The 16,638-nt window shown below is 68.6% G+C and carries 11 protein-coding genes; 5 read left to right on the top strand and 6 right to left on the bottom strand.

From position 1 onward, the window contains the following. Positions 1-132 precede the first annotated feature (132 nt). Entirely contained in the window at positions 133-750 is a 618-nt protein-coding gene (locus tag KY501_RS16855; RefSeq protein ID WP_224364168.1) for a hypothetical protein, read from the bottom strand. Between the two features lie 266 nt (positions 751-1,016). On the opposite strand from KY501_RS16855, the gene KY501_RS16850 reads away from it, so the two are divergent. Then, a complete protein-coding gene (locus KY501_RS16850; protein ID WP_224364166.1) occupies positions 1,017-3,128 on the top strand; it encodes a hypothetical protein in 2,112 nt (703 codons plus the stop codon). Continuing rightward, positions 3,125-4,468 (top strand): hypothetical protein, encoded by a 1,344-nt coding sequence (locus tag KY501_RS16845; RefSeq protein ID WP_224364164.1) that lies wholly within the window; start codon positions 3,125-3,127, stop codon positions 4,466-4,468. The genes KY501_RS16850 and KY501_RS16845 overlap by 4 nt, the downstream gene beginning before the upstream one ends. Before the next feature lie 26 nt (positions 4,469-4,494). On the opposite strand, the gene KY501_RS16840 is transcribed toward KY501_RS16845, so the two are convergent. From KY501_RS16840 to KY501_RS16820, 5 genes are all read right to left on the bottom strand, one after another. Then, the gene (locus KY501_RS16840) at positions 4,495-6,801 is read right to left on the bottom strand and encodes a Kelch repeat-containing protein (RefSeq protein WP_224364163.1); all 2,307 of its coding nucleotides are present in this window, start codon (positions 6,799-6,801) and stop codon (positions 4,495-4,497) included. A 157-nt stretch (positions 6,802-6,958) separates the two neighbouring features. Further along, positions 6,959-7,996 carry a deoxyhypusine synthase family protein gene (locus KY501_RS16835; RefSeq protein WP_224364162.1) on the bottom strand — a complete coding sequence of 346 codons (1,038 nt, stop codon included), beginning with the start codon at positions 7,994-7,996 and terminating at the stop codon, positions 6,959-6,961. A gap of 216 nt (positions 7,997-8,212) precedes the next feature. Next, on the bottom strand, positions 8,213-8,887 hold the full coding sequence (locus tag KY501_RS16830) for a response regulator (RefSeq protein ID WP_224364161.1): 675 nt from the start codon (positions 8,885-8,887) through the stop codon (positions 8,213-8,215). A 32-nt stretch (positions 8,888-8,919) separates the two neighbouring features. Next, positions 8,920-10,197 (bottom strand): sensor histidine kinase, encoded by a 1,278-nt coding sequence (locus KY501_RS16825; protein WP_224364160.1) that lies wholly within the window; start codon positions 10,195-10,197, stop codon positions 8,920-8,922. Between the two features lie 46 nt (positions 10,198-10,243). Next, positions 10,244-10,900 (bottom strand): response regulator transcription factor, encoded by a 657-nt coding sequence (locus tag KY501_RS16820; RefSeq protein ID WP_224364159.1) that lies wholly within the window; start codon positions 10,898-10,900, stop codon positions 10,244-10,246. Between the two features lie 103 nt (positions 10,901-11,003). Between KY501_RS16820 and KY501_RS16815 the strand changes: the two genes are divergently transcribed. From KY501_RS16815 to KY501_RS16805, 3 genes are read left to right on the top strand one after another with little or no spacing between them, the layout of a single operon-like run. Next, the gene (locus tag KY501_RS16815) at positions 11,004-12,362 is read left to right on the top strand and encodes a TolC family protein (RefSeq protein WP_224364158.1); all 1,359 of its coding nucleotides are present in this window, start codon (positions 11,004-11,006) and stop codon (positions 12,360-12,362) included. Next, the gene (locus KY501_RS16810) at positions 12,355-13,533 is read left to right on the top strand and encodes an efflux RND transporter periplasmic adaptor subunit (protein ID WP_224364157.1); all 1,179 of its coding nucleotides are present in this window, start codon (positions 12,355-12,357) and stop codon (positions 13,531-13,533) included. The genes KY501_RS16815 and KY501_RS16810 overlap by 8 nt, the downstream gene beginning before the upstream one ends. An 18-nt stretch (positions 13,534-13,551) precedes the next feature. Continuing rightward, positions 13,552-16,638 carry an efflux RND transporter permease subunit gene (locus tag KY501_RS16805; protein WP_224364156.1) on the top strand — a complete coding sequence of 1,029 codons (3,087 nt, stop codon included), beginning with the start codon at positions 13,552-13,554 and terminating at the stop codon, positions 16,636-16,638.

Raw genomic sequence — 16,638 nt, 5'->3', positions numbered from 1 at the left:
CCCGTGATTTCAGATGCTTATGAGTGCGCCACCGAACCTGGCGCCATGCCGCGCCACCCGCTCAGTCCACGGCGCGAGACGGTGCAGTCCACGGAATGAGACTGGGGGGAGGGGCCACTCCAGATCGAGCCTTCAGAAGTGATACCCCATTCCCGCCCATCCGCCCGTGAGGCCCACGGTCTGCCCCTGGCCATCCATGACCACGTACGTGAACATGAGCTGCGCTTGGGCGAGCACCTCCAGCCGTTCGCCCAGGCTCAGTACCATGCCGCCCACCACGCCGGGGCTCGCGGTGAGATACTGCTGCGCACCGGAGAAGGCCTCCATCTGGAAGGACCGACGCAGGTAGAGCGCAGCGACGCGCGGCCCGGCATACAGCGACAGCCGTTCCCATCGCCACAGGTAGGGCAGGCCCAGACCCAGAGAGAGCTGGGTGTAGCCAAAGGGCACATGGGAGCCGGGGACCAGCTCGAGTCGGCTCTGGCCCCAACTGCCACTGATGTCCATGAGCAGGCCGAGGTTCGTGAGGGGCTGATCTTCGAGGCGGAGCACCAGCGCCACCGCGGGCTTGGCGGGCACCAACTCGCTTCGGCTCTTTCCATCCGTGAACGAGACCACTCCCCCCAGCAGCGCGAGCGCGTGCTGCGGGCGCTCCACGGACGGCCGCGTTTCTTCGAATTCGAGCGGCGCCGTGTCTCCTTTGGCCTGGAGGGTCGGGGTGGTGCAGGCCGCGAGAGTGCCTATCAGCATGAAGGCGAGATGCTTCACAGGTCACCCGAGGAGAGGGAAGAGAGCCGCTGCACCTGTTTGCGCACAGACCGTGAAGTTGGATCTTTTCGCCGGCTCTTGAGTTGCCACTCTTGTTCTCTACGGCTCCTCTCTCCGGGTTGCGAGTGGCCTCCGGGTCCTTGTGGTCGCCAGAATCTTGGATTCTGAGAAACACTGCGGGTGTCATCGGTGCGGGGGCCGCACTGCCCTAACGTGAAGCCCTCCAGGCAATGAGTGGGGGGCTTCTGATGAGAACGGAAGGGAGCTGGGCTCTGCCGCGATCGGAGCGCGGAGGGGTATTGGCGCTGCTGGTGGGATTGCTGCTCACCGGCTGCGCCACGCTGCCGACGCCGCCCGGCTCGGAAGCCTTCTACCAGCAGCGGGCGCACCGCCGGGAGTTGGCGCTGCGCTGGGGCGCACGGCCTTCGGCACCGCCGAGGCTTGCGCAGCGAATCGAGCCAGGTGAAGTCGAGCCCCCGTGTGGCCCGCTGCCCCAGGGCTGGCCGCAACACGCCGACAGTGATGAGGAGTTGTTGGTGCCCCTGCTGGGGTGTCCCTCGGTGGGCGCGTACCTGGCGTTGCAGCGCGATGTGGACATGGCACTGCTGGTGGAGCGGCTGGACGACTGGAGCGCCGTGCAGTTGGGCACACTGGGGCCGCTGGTGGATGCCCAGGCCTCTCGGACCCTCGTCGCCAAACGTGCTTCCTTCCTGCTCCAGGCTTCGCGTGACTACGGCGCCTACGCCCAGGTGTTTGCTCTCTTCATTGTCCACACCAGCTTCGACGATGAGCTGGAGCAGTTGCTGCTGCTTCTGGCGAAGGACAAGGAGCTGAGCCAGACGCTCGGGCACATGGAGGCGGTGCGCCAGGAACTGGAGCGGCGCGGCCTGAAGCTCGCAGCCTTTCCGGAGCGCGCAGAGCAACGCTCGGACGTGTTGCGCGGGCTGGGCAAAGCCGCTGCTGATGCGCTCAACAGCAGCGCCGTGAGCCAGGGGGCGCGCTACGCGAACATGGCCGCGCACCTCCAACAACTGCCCCCGGCCTACCAGCAGGCAGCCTGGGCGCTGGAGCGCGCTCTGGCCGCCGAGCACTTCTCTCCTGCCAACACTGCGCTGGGCGCCTTTGATCAGCTCACCTTCGGGGTGCCGCTGGGCTTCTACCAACTGGGAGTGGGCACCGCGCACGGGCTGGGCGAGCTGGTACAGCGTCAGTACGAGCAGGCCACGCGGGAGCTGGCCCCTGCAGCGCTGTTGGTGGCGCTGTATGCGCAAGGCAAGGCCGCCCGTTCCCTGGGGAGGGCAGGAGGCGTCGGCGCACGACTGTCCCTACCAGAGCTGAGGTTGGAGGTGCTGCGGAACATCGCGTGGCAGATGACGGAGCGGCTGGGGGTGGAGGGAGTGGGAGAGTTGGCCCGCTACATGCGCGCCAGCCGGGAAGCAGCGGTGCTGGTGGGTGCCGGAGGAGAGCGAGCCGCCGTGGCGCTGTGGGAGGCCCAGGGCAACGTGGCCCGGGCGCAGGCCTGGCTGGCCGAGGCCTCCTCCGAACGCCCGGGAGTTCCCGAGCCCAAGGCAGCCGCCGGGACGCTGGGCGCAATGGCTGCGCTGGTGGACGAGGCCGCTGGCCTGAGCGCGGAGGTGCTGAAAGCCAAGCTGCAGTGGGCCGAACTGGAGGCGCAGGGCCCGCGCCTGCCGGGGGATGTGGCGCTGCTGAAGAAGCTGCACGCCACGCTGTCTTCACCGCCGCCCGGAGTGCCGGAGGGCTATGCGCTGTGGGAGGAGTACCGGGCCTACCGTCAGGCACGGCTCACGGAGCTGGAGCAGGGCCAGGCCGCGCAAGGTCCGCTGCGATGGGAAGCCTATGAGCAGATGCGTGGGGCGTTCGCCCGGGGGCTGGCCTTCGAGCGCGCCATGGTGGAGTTGCTGTACGCGGATGCCCGCCTGCCGCGAGCGCAGCGCCAGTGGCTCCAGGACTTCCACCATCCGCGCATCGAGACACACGTGGGCCTCTCCAAGCCCGGCATTCCAGGCGTCCGCTACGCGGACGTGCTCGTCATCGAGGAGCAGCCCCCGGCGGGCCAGTCTCCTCGCGTGGAGACCTTCAGCTTCAAGAGCCGCTACTTCGCGCTGTTGGAGGGAGACGCGCTGAACGCGCAAATGACAACGGATGCGCGAGCGGCCCTGGACTCTTATGGAGGGACGGTGGACATTCGCCGCCCTTCGATCAGGCTGAGCGCGACAGTGCAGCGCGTCCGCTTGGTCTACGAGGGAGGCATGCTCTTACCGCAGAAGCGCGGGGACTTGAAGACAGCCATGGGGAAAGCGAAGACAAAGGTCCCAGGCGTGGAGATCCTGGTTCGATGAAGTTCCTGACGATGCAGGACCTGGATGTAGAGGACAGCCTCGACCTCTCTTGGGAGGGGGTCTTCGACGGTCAGCTGGACATCGAACGCGCGTTGACGCCTTTCCTCGATGCGCTCGAGGAGTACGCCGGGGAGTGGATGCCGGACTTCATCAAGGGTCAGCGCCGCCGAAAGTACAGTCGCGCAGCCTTCTGGCAATCCTGGGCGGAGAGGAGCGACGAGTCTGGGGCGACCATCATCGGACTCAATCATGCGACACCTCCGTATGCCGCGTTGACACTCGATTCTTATGGCCCTTCGTCGTCTCGAACGCTGAGTGTCAGCCTCCATGTGCAGCCACTGACCTTCTTCAACGAGGAAGAGCACTGCCGCAGGTTCGTGGAGCTGGTGCGCGCCTGGTCCTCCCACTACCCCGTGCGCTATGCGAAAGCTCACAGTGGAGCGGATGAACATCTGGCAGATGCGCCCAACTATGGGAGAGATGACCAGACCCTGCACCGGGACGGATTCGACCAGATCTACGAGGTGTGCTGGCTGAACGTGTTCGGGTCCGCGTTGGTGGAGAAAGCGGGCCGTGAGCGCATGTTGTCCACCCCGGCCCACCGGGTGGAGGAACTGCCCAACGGCTCGGTGCTGCTGGTGACCTGGCCCACGGCCGCCGACTTCACTCGACCGGAGGCCCGCGAGGCTCAGGCCCGCGCGCACGTGCACCTGCGCCCGGAACTGGACTACGACACCGTGCTGCGCTCGCTGCACGAGCGCAGCGCCGCCCTCATCCCTGTCGAGCCGCGCTTCCCCCCGGAGGTGGCCCCCTTCTTCTCTCGCCTGGTGGCTCACACGAGCGTGGCCATGCGCCAGCGGCGGGTGGCCGAGCTCAACATCCACCCGCCCCCCGAGCCCGAGGAGTGGCTGCCCGCCCACGCCGCCCTGCCTTCGGACGTGCCGGACATGAAGGCCACGCTGGAGCACTACTCACTGCTGGCCGAGTCCATGGTGGCCATGCGTCACACCGAGGTGCCCTCCCTCTTCAAGCTCAGCCCCGAGTCCCTCACAGACCTGGATTTCCACCTCTGGTGGGAGGACTTCCCTCGCATCTTCGAGCGCCAGCTCATCGACCAGCGCGCGGTGCCCAGCGTGGGCGCCTACCTGGGCGAGGTGCTGGTACGCCACCTGGGTGGCCAGTGGATTCCGCGCAAGAAGCTGGAGGAGGCCCAGGTGCGCGTGGGCTCACGGGTGTGGCTGCCTTTCGTGCGCGCCTTCAAGTATCTGCGCTCGCGGCAGGCGTTGTTGGACTTCTCCCTCACCCAGCTCTACCGCGTCGCCGAGCGCCACCGGAGTTGAGGTAGAGCGGGCGCGCCCTTCACTCCTCAGGGTGAGTACACCGCCGCCGTCGCGAGGACGCCGCTGCTCCCATTGGTTCCCCCTGCGACGAGAACCATGCCATTGGGCAGCAGCGTCGCCGAGTGGCCACCGCGAGCAGCAGCCATGGGAACAGCAAAGCTCCAGGTGCCCGAAGCCGGGTTGTAGACCTCAGCCGTCGAGAGGTTGCCTCCCCCCGTGACGAGGACCTTGCCATCCAGCAGCAGCACTGCCGGGTGGCCACTGCGAATCGCGACCATGGAACCCGTCACGCTCCAGGTGCCCGAGGCCGGATCGTACACCTCCGCCGTGTTCGAGGAGTCGGTGCTGCTCCGGTTTCCCCCCGAGACGAGGACCTTGCCGTTGGGCAGCAGCGTCGCCGGGTGGAAACCGCGATAAGTGCTCATGGAACCGACAGCACTCCAGGTGCCCGAGGCCGGGTCGTACACCTCCGCCGTCCTCAGGTAGCTGCTGGTGCCGTTGTATCCTCCCGAGACGAGGACTGTGCCATTGGGCAGCAGCGTCGCCGTGTGGACATAGCGAGGCGCGACCATGGATCCGGTCGCGCTCCAGGTGCCCGTGACTGGGTCATACACCTCCGCCGCCGCCGTGTAGATGCTGCCGGTGTATCCCCCAGCCACGAGGACCTTGCCATTGGGCAGCAGCGTCGCTGTGTGCAGGAGGCGAGGTGTGGTCATGGAGCCAGTCGCGCTCCAGGTGCTCGTGGCCGGGTCGTACACTTCCGCCGCTGCCAGGTAGGCGCTGCCGCGTCCTCCCGCGATGAGGACCTTGCCATTGGGCAGCAGCGTCGTTGTGTGCTGGAAACGAGGCGCGATCATGGAACCCGCCGCACTCCAGGAGCCCGAGGCCGGGTCGTACACCTCCGCCATCGCCACGATGTCGGCGCCGCCGCCGTTGTAGCGGCCCCCCGCGATGAGGACCTTGCCGTTGGGCAGCAGCGTTGCCGTGTGCTGCATGCGAGGCGAGGCCATGGAGCCCGTGCCGGCCCACCCCGTGACACAGGCGGGCAAGCCTGCCACCGAGAAGCTCTGGGTGGCGGACAGGTTGAAGGCGTTGGTGACGGTCACGGTGATGACCGAGGCGGTGCTCGCGGGAGTACAGGAGGGAGCCGTCCAGGTGATGCGGCTGGTGGAGGCGCCGTTGGCGGGTGTGCCCAGGGAGCCGGGGTTGGCGGTCCACGCAAACGTCAGGGAAGAGGACTGGGGATCCAGCGCGGTGACGTCAAAGGTCACCGTCTGGCCCGGGGAGGTGGAAGTGGCGGACTGGTAGAAGTGGGAGAAGCGGGGCGCGAAACGCTCGGTGGAGGAGGCGGCGACGCAGAGGGAGAGAGAGCCCGTGCTCTGCCCACCGCGGCCGTCCTGAACGGTGACGCTGAGGCGGCAGTTGTTGCAGGTGCCCGCGGGAATCGAGGAAGGGGTGAAGGAGGCGGTGCTCGAAGAGGCTTGGGTCCAGGTGCCCTGGCAGGAGGAGGTCCACTGGTAGGAGAGCGCATCGCCATCCGGGTCGGAGGCCAGGGTGGAGACGGAGGTGGACTGCCCTGGGGCGAGGAGGTTGCGCGAAGCGGAGACCTTGGAGACGACAGGCCAGAGGTTGAAGGAGATGTTGAGGGCGGCGTTGCCAGTGGCGGCATCGGAGGAGACGTTGATGGCCAGGGAGACGGAGACGGCGGCGCCCTGAGAGTCCGTCACGGTGAGGGTGAGGGTCTGGACGCCGCTGGAGGAAGGCGCCGTCCAGGAGGAGGCGGCGGCGGCCGGGTCGGAGAAGGAGCCGCCAGAAGCGGTCCACGCCAGGGTGAGGGTGTCGCCTGGGTTGGGATCATGAACGATGGCGGTGAGGGAGAGCACTCCGCCCGTCAGGACAGAAGTGGAGGAGGCAACCAGGGAATCAATGACGGGGGCCTCATTGCCGTAGGGCGGAGGAGGAGAAAGCTCCTGGAGGGTGAGGGCGACAGCGGTGGTCTGGTTGGGGGGAAGGGTGACGCCAGAGGTCTGTCCCTGGAAGCGCAGGGTGCCAGAGGCGTCATAAGCCTGAGCGAGGAAGGAGCGGTTGGAGCCCGCCGGGATGTTGCCGATGAGGCCGCCCCAGGAGCCGTTGGATTTGGCCAGCTCGACGGAGAGGGAGGCCATGTCGGCGGCAGAGACAGTGACCTGGATGCGGGTGACGTCACTGGAGGAGAGCGCCTGGGGGACGGAGACGGCGACCTGGACAGCGCCCGTGACGGGAGAAGAAGGCGAGCAGCTCGCGATCAGCGCCAGGGGCAGTGCCAGCCATAGGCTGGTGGAGAGGGTTTTCAAGAGAGGGTCCTCGAGGGGCAATGAATGCGGTAGCGGTGCACGTCGCCAAGGCTTGCAATGCCTTTCATGAACCCAAGGGCTTGCAGCGCTCAAGGGGATGAGCCTTGGGCGAATCGCGCAGGCCCTTTATCACCGGTGCGTACCAGAGCCAGTTTCCTTACCAGGTGAACTTGGGAGTTCTCTGCCTGGCGATGAGCGCGTTTGCCTGCTCCGGCTGGGCCTGGCACTCGAGCAGTGCGCGCAGCATCAGCGGCGCGACGATGGTGGCGTCCGACTCGATGACGAACATGGGCGTCGTCTCCGTCAGCTTGTCCCAGGTGATCTTTTCGTTGGGGGTGGCCCCGGAGTAGGAGCCGTAGGACGTCGTCGAGTCGCTGATCTGGCAGAAGTAGGCCCAGGGCTTCACCGGCTTCTGCAAGTCATACTTCGTCGAGGGAACGACGCAGATGGGGAAGTCACCGGCGATGCCGCCGCCAATCTGGAAGAAGCCCACCCCCTGGCCCGCCGAGAGTTCCGCGTAGCGGTCGTAGAAGTCGGCCATGTACTCGATGCCCGACTTGACGATGCTCGCGTTGCACTCGCCCGTCTTCACGTAGGACGCGAAGATGTTCCCGAACGTCGAGTCCTCGTAGCCCGGCACGACGATGGGAAGCCGGTGCCGCGCCGCCTCCAGCAACCAGCACGCCTCGGGGTCACCCTCGTATACCGAGGGGTCGAGCGCCTGGATGAACTCGTAGAAGTACTCGTGCCAGAAGCGCCGCTCGCCCCGCTCGGAGGCGCCCTTCCACATCGGGACGACGAGCTTCTCGACAGCGCGGAACGCCTCGTCCTCAGGGATGCTCGTGTCGGTGACCCGCCGCATCCGTTGCTCGAGGATGCGCGTGTCGTCCTGCTTGGTGAAGTAGCGGTACTCCGGGAAGTCCTTGTACGCGGTGTGGGCGACGAGCCGGAAGAGCGACTCCTCCAGGTTGGCCCCCGTCACGGACAGGCCGTGGATCAGCCCCGCCCGGATGGCGGGCGCGAGGGTGATGCCGAGCTGCGCTGAAGACATCGCTCCCGCGACGCTCCAGAACATGCGGCCGCCTTTCGAGATGTGCTCCCAGTACGCCAGGAGCGCATCGCGCGTCGCGCGCGCGTTGAAGTTCTTGTAGTTCGTGAGAACGAACTCCAGCACGGGAGTTTCGGATGTGGGCATGAGGGCCTCCAGCAACGACAGGGTCGAAGCTCGGGAGGCGCCATTCGGGAAAAGCCACCCGAGGACACCCTACGGTCACGACGAGATGTCGCGCCGCCATCGGAGCGTCAAGTGGCTGCCGGCTTGCTACCACAGCGGGGCCGCGAGCGGCTACGGCATCCGATCGTGAGTGAACGCGGGGTTTCGATCTTCAAGACCTCAAGCAAGCGCGGGCCCTCACGCGTCACTTCGAAGCATGTAGCCCACGCCACGTACCGTGTGGATGAGCTTGACGGGGAAGGGAGCATCCACCTTGGCCCGGAGATAGCGGATATAGACCTCCACGACGTTGGAGAACGTCTCGAAGTCATGGTCCCACACGGCCTGAACGATCCGCGTCCGTGACAGCGCCTCCCCCGCGTGTTCGAGCAGGTACTGCAGGAGGGCGTACTCCCGGGCCGTCAGCGGAATCTCGACTCCCGCCCGCATCACCTTCCGGGTGCTGGGGTCCATGGTCAGGTCCGCATGGCTCAGGAGCGGGGAGGGGCGGTTGTCGACGCGGCGGAGAATGGCGCGGATGCGCGCCAGCAACTCCTCGAAGGCGAAGGGCTTGACGAGGTAGTCGTCCGCCCCGGCATTGAGCGCGCTGACACGGTCCGCGACCGCGTCCCTCGCGGTGAGCATGAGAATGGGGGTGGTGTCCTGCTTCGCACGCAGGGCGCGGAGCAGGTCCAGCCCGGACAGACCGGGGAGCATCCAGTCGAGGATGATCAGCGCGAAGCGTTCCTGGCGCATCAACGCCTGGGCCTGCGCGCCGTCCTCGCTCTCGCGGACGAGGAAGCCCTCTTCCGTGAGGCCTCGCGAGATGAAGTCACGGACTCGCAGTTCGTCTTCGACGATGAGGATGGACACGGTTGAACTGTAGCATCCAGGCCCCGGTGGGCTCATGGGTGACTGTCGCGAGGAAAGGACAGCCGCAGGTGGGTTCCCACCGCAGAGGGGAGGAACTCCACGTGGGCATGGTGGACCCGTGCGACAAGGGCTACCAGGGACAACCCGATCCCGTGGCCCTGTTTCCCCGCGCGGGCGCTCGGCGTGCGGTAGAAGGGCTCGAAGACCCGCCGCAGGTCCTCGGGGGCGATGCCCGGCCCCTCATCGCGGACGTCGAGGCACGTGGTCTCCCCGGTCTGATGGAGCGATACGCGCACGCGCATGCCGTGGGAGAACTTGAGCGCGTTCTCCACCACGTTATCGATGAGCTGCCGCAGCAGGTGGCCATCCCCCAGGACGATGCCCTGGATCCCAACATCGACCTCGACGCGGCGCTGCTCGCTTTCGGGGAGCGAGCGCATCACGTCCTCCACGATGCCCGACAGGCTCACCGGCTCGAAGGGCTCGAGCGTCCCCTGCGTTACCTCCGCCAGCACCATCAGCCGCTCCACCAACCCCCCCAGCGACGTCACCGTCCGGTGCATCCGTCCCAGTGCCTCGGCGGTGTCCGGGCGCTGCGGGGTCTCCGCCTGGAGCTCCAGCTCCGCTCGCAGCGTGGTCAGGGGCGTGCGGAGCTCATGCGCGGCGTTCGCGGCGAAGCGGCGCGACAGGTCCAGGGACTCCTGGAGGCGCGTGAGGAGATCGACCAGGGCGGTGCGCACAGCGTTCACCTCGCTGTAGCGGGCCGGGGCGTGGAGTGAGGCGGGAAGGGAGCCGCCGGGCTCGATGCGCGAGAGCTCCGCGCTCAACTCCGTGAGGGGCCGTGCCGCCCAACGCGCCACGCGCTGGCTCATGGCCAGACTCAGGAGGGCCGCACAGCCCGCGGCGATCAGGGCGGCCAGCGGGAGAGCGAGTCGTAGCAGGGGAATGCTCTCGAGGTTCTCCTGCGCCACCGCCAGGCGCCCGAGGCCCGGCACTCCGCAAAGCCTCACGCCCGGCTGGCCTGGAACCTGGGACCAGTCACAGCCAGATTGGACGGAGACGCCGGGCGCGCCTCCCAGCCTCGTGTCTCCGGAGAACAGGGCGATGTGGATGCCGAAGGCCTCGAGCTCCTTCTGCTCGTGATCGGCCGCTGCCGCCGCTTCCGCGTCTCCCAGGCCGGCGACCTCCTCCATGAGGTCCGTTGCCGCATCCCGCAGACGCCGGTCCTCGCCCGCGAGCAGCAGGCGATAGGCAATCAACCCGGTGGCTCCAGCCGTGAGCGCGCTGCTGGCCAGGGTGACCGCCAGCATGGCACGCGACAGCCTGCGCACCATCGAATCCCGGGGGGGCGCACGGTCAGCCATTTCCAAGGCCATAGCCCTCGCCTCGCAGCGTGCGCACCACGTGCTCGCCCAGCTTGCGGCGGATCCTCCCAACGAGGACCTCCAGACTGCTCGCGGCTCCAGCGGAGACTTCGCCCCAGACGGACTCCAGCAGTGCATCCCGGCTCACAACGCGATCCCCATGTGCGGCCAGAGTCTCCAGGATGGCCCACTCCCGCGCGGTGACGGGCACGGGGCTGCCAGCGCGGTGCGCTTCCCTCTTGCCGAAGTCGAGCACCACGTCGCCCAGTTGGACTCGGACCGCGCTCGTCTTGTCCCTCCGCCTTCCAATGGCGCGCACCCGAGCCCTCAGCTCCGCGATGGCGAAGGGCTTGCCCAGGAAGTCGTCCGCGCCCGCGTCCAGCCCCTCGACCCGCTCGGCCACGCGGTTGTGGGCCGTGAGGATGAGGATGGGCGTCTGGATGCCGTCCCCTCGCAGCTCCCGGCAGAGCGCGAGCCCGGAGCCATCCGGCAGGCCGATGTCGAGCACGATGACGTCCACCGCGTCGACGAGCGACTGCCGCGCCTGCTCCACGTTGCCGGCCTGCCGGACGACATGTCCGTCGCGCTCCAGTGCCTGGGTGACGAGGGCGCGGAGCTCCTGGTGATCATCGACGACGAGGACTCGCATGGCGGGTTTCCCTGCCAGAGCTATAGCACCCGCGAGGGGCTCCGTCCGGGGGGCTCCCAGCGCCGTTCAGCCGCCGTTCAACCTTGGCTGGCAGGGTCGGCGCATGCCTTCCCGGTGCAGGTTTCGAAAGTCCGACACTCGCACGGTGGTGCTCACGGGGCTGTTGATGGCCACGGCCTGCGCCACCTCGCCCTACGATCGAACGTGGGTGTCCGCGGAGCTCGCGGAGCGCGCCGCTCCCCTGGGGCCCGGTGTGGACGGGGGGCCTTCCCTGCCGCCAGGCGTCGCGGACACGGAGTTCCTGGACGAGCGGACGGCCGTCGCCGTCGCGCTTTGGAACAGCGCCGCCCTCCAGGCAGACATGGCACAGATCGGCGTCTCGAGAGCCGACCTGGCCGAGGCGGGAGCGCTGCCCAACCCCACCTTCTCCCTGCTCCTGCCCGTGGGCCCGCGGACCATCGAGTCCTCGCTGCTCCTCCCGCTGTTCTCCCTCTGGCAGCGCCCGGCCCGCGTCGCCGCCGCCAAGGCCCAGGTGGAGCAGGTCGCGCGCGGGCTCGTCCAGAACGGGCTGGATGTCGCGAGGGATGTGCGCATCGCCCACGCGGACTGGATGCTCGCGGAAGGGCGGCGCGTGGCGCTGGAGGAACTGGCGGCCCTGTGGTCGCGGACGCTGGAGCTGGGCGAAGCGCGCTTCGGGGCAGGCGACGCCAGCCGCATGGAGGTGGAGGCGCTTCGTTCCGAGAAGCTGCTGGCGGAGGACGCTGCCCGGCGCTCGGGGACCGAGGTGCTGCTGGCCCGGGAACGGTTGCGGCTCTTGATGGGCGTGGCTCAGAGTCCCTTGTTCGCGCAGGCCCTTCCTCGTGCATTCCCCCGGGCGTCACGTGGCCTGCGTCCGCTGTCCGACCTCATCCAACTGGCGCAAGCAGCCCGCCCCGATGTGCTCGCGGCGGAGCTGGGCATCCAGATGGCTGGGAGCAGGTTGGGCTGGGAGAAGGCTCGCATCGTCAGCCTGCTCGCGCGGCTGGACGTGAAGCCGTCGACGTCCGCGAACGGCACGCCCCAGGTGCTGTGGGTGCCCGGCGCGCAGCTTGAGCTTCCCATCTTCAATTGGAACCCGGGTGGCATCGGACGCGCGGAGGCAGAGCTGATGCGGGCCTCCTCTCGCTATGTCCTCTTGCGGCAGCAGGTCGCGAACGAGGTGCTCGTGGCCCGGGAGCGGGCGCTTCAGGCGTCCGCGTCCCTCGAGGCCTTCCAGGCGAACATCCTCCCGGCGTTGACCGCCGCGAGCGAAGGCGCACGGAAGTCCTTCGACGCGGGGGATGCGCCGTATGTGCTGGTGCTGGATGCCTTGCGCCGGTTGGCGGACGCGCGGCTCCGTGCCCTTGACCTCGAAGCGGACCTGCGCCGCGCGCTCGCCCAACTGGACCGCGGTCTGGGCAAACAGGGAGTGGCTCATGAATAGGTTTGTCCGGCTCATCGCCATCGCTGGTTTCGTCACCCCGTTCGTCGCCTGCCGGGAGGGGAAGCCCGCGGCGGCGCCCCCCGCGGCGGCCGTGAGTTCTCACGTGGCGGAGGCCTCGCTGGCGACGGTGACGCTCCAGCCCCAGGCCGAGACGCGCCTGGCCTTGCGCGTTCAATCCGTGGAGAAGCGGAAGGCGGCGCGGCGGCAGGTGTTGGGCGGCGAAGTCGTGGTGCCGTCCGGCAATGCCCTGGTGGTGACAGCACCCGTCGCGGGCGGCGTCGTCGCGGAAGGCACCACGCCCGCGTTGCGTCCAGGAGCCCCGGTGAAGCGCGGCGACGTGTTGTTGCGGTTGGTGCCACTCGCCACCGTGGATCGGGATCTCCATGCCCAGGCACGCAGGGCGGTGGACGCGGCCAGTGCCCGCGATGAGGCGGCGGCGGGGCGACTCGCCCGCACGGAGCGGCTCCTGCGGGATGGCGCGGGAACGGAGCGGGCCGTCGAGGAAGCACGGGCGGAGCGGGCCGTCGCCCAGTCGGAGCTCGAGGCCGCGCGCGCGCGGCTGGAGCTGGTGAGCCGCTCACCGCTGGAGTCGGACGTCAGCATGCAGATCCGCGCGCCTCGCGATGGCGTCCTGCGGCAGGTGTCGGTCGCCCCCGGGCAGTCTGTCACTGCGGGGGCACCCCTCTTCGAGGTCGTGGGCGTCACCGCGAACTGGGTGCGCGTGCCGCTCTTCGTCGACGAGGCGTACCGTGTGAAGCCGGACGTGCCCGTGCGCGTGCACGCGCTCCTGTCGGGCCAGGACAATGGGGTGGAGGCCCTGCCGGTGCTGGGACCGCCCAGCGCGGATCCGGTCTCCGCCACGGTGGACCGGTTCTACGAGCTGCCCGCATCCGCTCGCTTCGCGCCGGGCCAGCGCGTCGGCGTATCGCTGCAACTGGACGCGGACGCCGAGTTCCTCGCCGTGCCGGCGTCCGCTGTCGTCTACGACGCGTTGGGCGGGGCCTGGGTCTACGTGCTGCAGCAGGACCACGTGTACGCCCGCAGCCGTGTCGACGTCGTGCGCCTGGAGGGGACGGACCTGCTCCTGGCGCGGGGCCCCAAGGAGGGCACGCCCATCGTGGCCGTGGGCGCGGCGGAGTTGTTCGGGACGGAGTTCGGTGCCGGCCACTGATGAAGGACTGACCTCGACATGCACAAGCTCATCTCTGCCTGCCTTCACTACCGGCCCATTCCCATTGCCGCCGCGGTCCTGGTGCTCGTCCTGGGCTACGCGAGCCTGCGCGGCATGCCCCTGGATGTCTTCCCCGAGTTCGCGCCACCGTTGGTGGAGATCCAGACGGAGGTCCCCGGCCTTTCCAGCCTGGAGGTGGAGAAGCTCGTCACCACACCTCTGGAGAATGGCCTCGCGGGGGTGCCGGCGCTGAAGACGCTCCGCTCCAAGTCCGTGCTCGGCCTCTCGTCCGTGGTGCTCATCTTCGAGCGGGGTTCGGACCTGTTCCTGGCGCGGCAGATGGTGCAGGAACGGCTTGCGCGCATGGCCTCCACGCTGCCCGCGGTGGCGCGTCCTCCCGTGATGCTCTCGCCCGTGTCAGCGACGAGCCGGGTCCTCAAGGTGGGGCTGCGCTCCGACACGCTGGACCGGATGGCGCTCTCGGAGGTGGCGCGGTGGACCCTCCGTCCCCGGCTCATGGGCATTCCGGGAGTGGCGAACGTCGCCATCTGGGGACAGCGCGATCGCCAGTTCCAGGTGAAGGTGGATCCCGAGCGGCTGCGCGCCGCGAACGTCACCCTGGATGACGTCATCCGGGTGGTGCGAGAGGCGAGCCTTCCGTCCTCGGGAGGCTTCATCGATACACCCAACCAGCGGCTGGCGGTCAACCTCCCGGGGGCCACGACACTGGCGGCGCTGGAGGAGGTGCCCGTGGCCTTCCGCAAGGGGGCGTCCATCCGGCTGGCGGACGTGGCCTCGGTGCAGGAGGGGCATCCGCCGCCCATTGGCGAGGGCATCGTCGACGACGGGGCCGGCATCCTCCTCATCATCGAGAAGCAGCCCTGGGGCAACACCCTGGAGGTCACCGAGCAGGTGGAGGCCGCGCTCGAGCAACTGCGTCCGGCGCTCCAGGGCGTCACCGTGGTTCCCGGCATCTTCCGGCCGGCGACCTTCATCGAGACGGCGGTGGGCAACCTCCGGCATGCCGTGCTGCTCGGCTGCGTCATGGTCATCGTCGTCCTGTTCGCCTTCCTCCAGAACGTGCGGACGGCGGCCATCAGCCTCGTCGCGATTCCGCTGTCCCTGGTGGGCGCCGTCGTCGCGCTGCGCCTGGCGGGGGCCACCATCGACACCATGGTGCTCGCCGGGCTCGTGCTCGCGTTGGGCGAGGTGGTGGACGATGCCATCATCGACGTGGAGAACGTGCAGCGGCGCCTGGCGGAGAACCGGGCCCTGGGCAGTCCCCGCTCCGCCTTCCAGGTGGTGCTCGATGCGTCGCTCGAGGTCCGCAGCGCCGTCGTCTACGCGACGGTGATTGTCGTCCTCGTCTTTCTGCCCGTGTTCCTCCTGGAGGGCGTGAGTGGGGCGTTCTTCCGTCCACTCGCGGTGGCGTATGTCCTCGCGGTGGGCGCCTCGATGGTGGTCGCGCTCACGCTGACGCCGGTGCTGTGTCTCTTGTTGCTGACGGCGAAGGAGGAGGAGCGTCCTCCCAGGCTGGGAGGGTGGCTTCGCGAGCGCGTGCGTCCGCTCGTCGCATGGGTGATGGACCGGCCCCTGCTGGCGGTCCGAGGCGTCCTCGCCGTGTTGTTGGTGGGAGGCATCCTGGCGGCGCTGCTGGGCGAGGGCTTCCTGCCACACTTCCAGGAGTCGGATTTCCTCATGCACTGGGTGGCCAAGCCGGGAACATCCGGCGACGCGGTCCTCCGCACAGCGCTGCGGGCCAGCGAGGAGCTGCGGGCCATCCCGGGTGTCCGCCACTTCGGGGCCCACATTGGCCGAGCGGAGGTGGCCGACGAGGTGGTGGGCCCCAACTTCGCGGAGCTCTGGATCAGCCTGGACGCTGTCGACGACTACGCGGCGACCGTCCGGCGCATCCACGAGGTGGTGGAGGGCTATCCCGGGCTCTATCGCGATGTGCAGACGTACCTCCAGGAGCGCATCAAGGAGGTGCTCAGCGGAGCCAGCGGCTCCATCGTGGTGCGTGCCTCGGGGCCCGACCTGGACACGCTGCGCACCAAGGCGCGCGACATCGAAGCGAAGCTTCGGGGGATTCCCGGGGTGGTGAACCTCAAGGTGGAGCCGCAGGTGCTGGTGCCGCAAATCCAGGTGCGGCTCGAGCAGGAGGCGGGGCGTCGGCTGGGACTGACACCGGGTGAGGTGCAGCGGGCGGTCGCCACGCTGATTCAAGGCACGAAGGTGGGCGAGGTGTACCGTGACGAGCGCACGGTGGACGTCGTCGTGTGGGGCGAGGACTCCCTGCGCCAGGACGTGGCCGCGGTGAAGGATCTGCGGCTGGTGGCACCCTCGGGCATGCCCTACCGGCTGGGAGATGTGGCGCGGGTGGAGATGATCTCCGTCCCCAACATCATCCAGCACGAGGGCGCTTCCCGCAGGCTTGACATCACCTGCGACGCCCAGGGCCGTGCGTTGGGGGCGGTGGTCACCGACATCCGGGCTGCCCTCTCCGGCCTGGATTGGCCCTCCGGCCACCACGCCGAGGTCCTGGGCGAGTACGCCGAGCGGCAGGGCGCGCGGACGCGGCTCCTGGGCTTCGCTGTCCTCGCGGTGCTGGGCATTGCCCTTGTTCTCTACCTGGACTTCCAGTCGGCGCGGCTCGTGGCCTTCACTCTCGCGACGCTGCCCTTCGCGCTCGTGGGCGGAGTGGTAGGGGTGCTGCTCACCGGCGGAGTCGTCTCCCTCGGTTCACTCGTGGGGTTCGTCACCGTGTTGGGCGTCGCCGCGCGCAACGGCATCCTCCTGGTGAGCCACTACCGACACCTGGAGGCCAACGAGGGCGTGCCGTTCGGGCGCGAGCTGGTTCTCCGCGGAACGTTGGAGCGGCTCCAGCCCATGGCGATGACGACCCTGACGACGGCCCTGGCGCTGGTCCCCCTGGTGGCGGGAGGCTTGAAGCCAGGGCAGGAGATCGAACACCCGATGGCTGTCGTCATCCTGGGCGGGCTGTTCTCTTCCGCCGTGCTGAACGTGCTGCTCGTTCCCGCCCTGTACCTGCGCTTCGGGCGCGGGACTCGCCGGGTGGGGGAGAAGACCCCGCCCGGTGCCTGA

This window comes from Hyalangium versicolor (assembly GCF_020103695.1).
Lineage (GTDB): Bacteria > Myxococcota > Myxococcia > Myxococcales > Myxococcaceae > Hyalangium > Hyalangium versicolor.
This window is presented reverse-complemented; position numbering and strand designations above follow the sequence as displayed.